Raw genomic sequence first — 941 nt, 5'->3', positions numbered from 1 at the left:
GGCAGCCAGTGCAGCTCGTGGGCTAGGGTTTTGGCGACGGCACGGATGCGGCGGTGTACTGGCGACTGCTCGCGGGGGAGGACCAGGTGGAGCGTCAGGCTGGGCGCGCCCCGCAGCGGTCGCCAGGTGAGGCCGACCGGTTGTGTCGCGACCGCGGCTTCTCCGGCCGGGGCGAGGGTGAGTCCGTCGTGTAGGTCGCGCTGAGACATGTCGAAAGAGACTGCGGGCGTGTGGAATCGGGGGCTCGGCCGGGTGTCTCGGAACAGTGCGGACAGCTGATCGTGGATCACGGGGTTGGCCGCACGGTCCGGGAGCCGCAGCGGATACGCGGCCGCATCGGCGATCTCGATCTCCGGATGTTCGGCCAGCGGATGATGCTGCGCCAGCTGGACTCCGACGCGCATACGCCGCAGCAGGAACCGGCGCACGCCACGGCCCGGCTGTTCACCGCGGGTGATCCCCGCATCGATGCGGCCCTCGGCGACCGCGGGGGAGATCTCCGGTGTCGCCATCGGGACCGCGCCGACCTCGAGTCCCGGGCTGCTGCGAATCAGCCTGTCCACCAGAGCCGGTGCCGTCTCGGCCCCCGCGCTGAGGCTGTATCCGATACGCAGCGTGCCGAGTTCACCAGCCGCCGCATTCCGGGCGATGTCCCATGCCCGGTCCAGCGCCGCCAACGCGGGCGGCGCGGACTCCGCCAAAGCCGCACCGGCCGTGGTCAACACGACGCTACGGGTGTCGCGGACCAGCAGGGCCGTACCGAGTTCCGCCTCCAATCGGCGCATCCGGGCGCTGAGTGCGGGCTGTGCGATTCCGATCCGTGTGGCCGCGCGGGTGAATTCAACTCCTGCGCCAGCACCAGGAAGTACCGCAGGCTCACCGTATCCGGCGCCACGTGCCCTCCCTGCCGATTGATAACGATCCGTTCTGAGTCTATCGCG

At 70.0% G+C, this 941-nt stretch carries 1 protein-coding gene; it reads right to left on the bottom strand.

Annotated elements, in window-relative coordinates:
• Positions 1-785: LysR family transcriptional regulator (locus NA5_RS38725; protein WP_245672690.1), on the bottom strand; the 785-nt coding region annotated here is incomplete at its 3' end.
• Positions 786-941: the final 156 nt, after the last annotated feature.

The organism is Nocardia anaemiae NBRC 100462, assembly GCF_001612725.1.
In the GTDB taxonomy this organism is placed as follows: Bacteria; Actinomycetota; Actinomycetes; order Mycobacteriales; family Mycobacteriaceae; genus Nocardia; species Nocardia anaemiae.
Note: the sequence above shows the minus strand (reverse complement) of the source record. Positions and strands in the feature narration are given on the sequence as shown.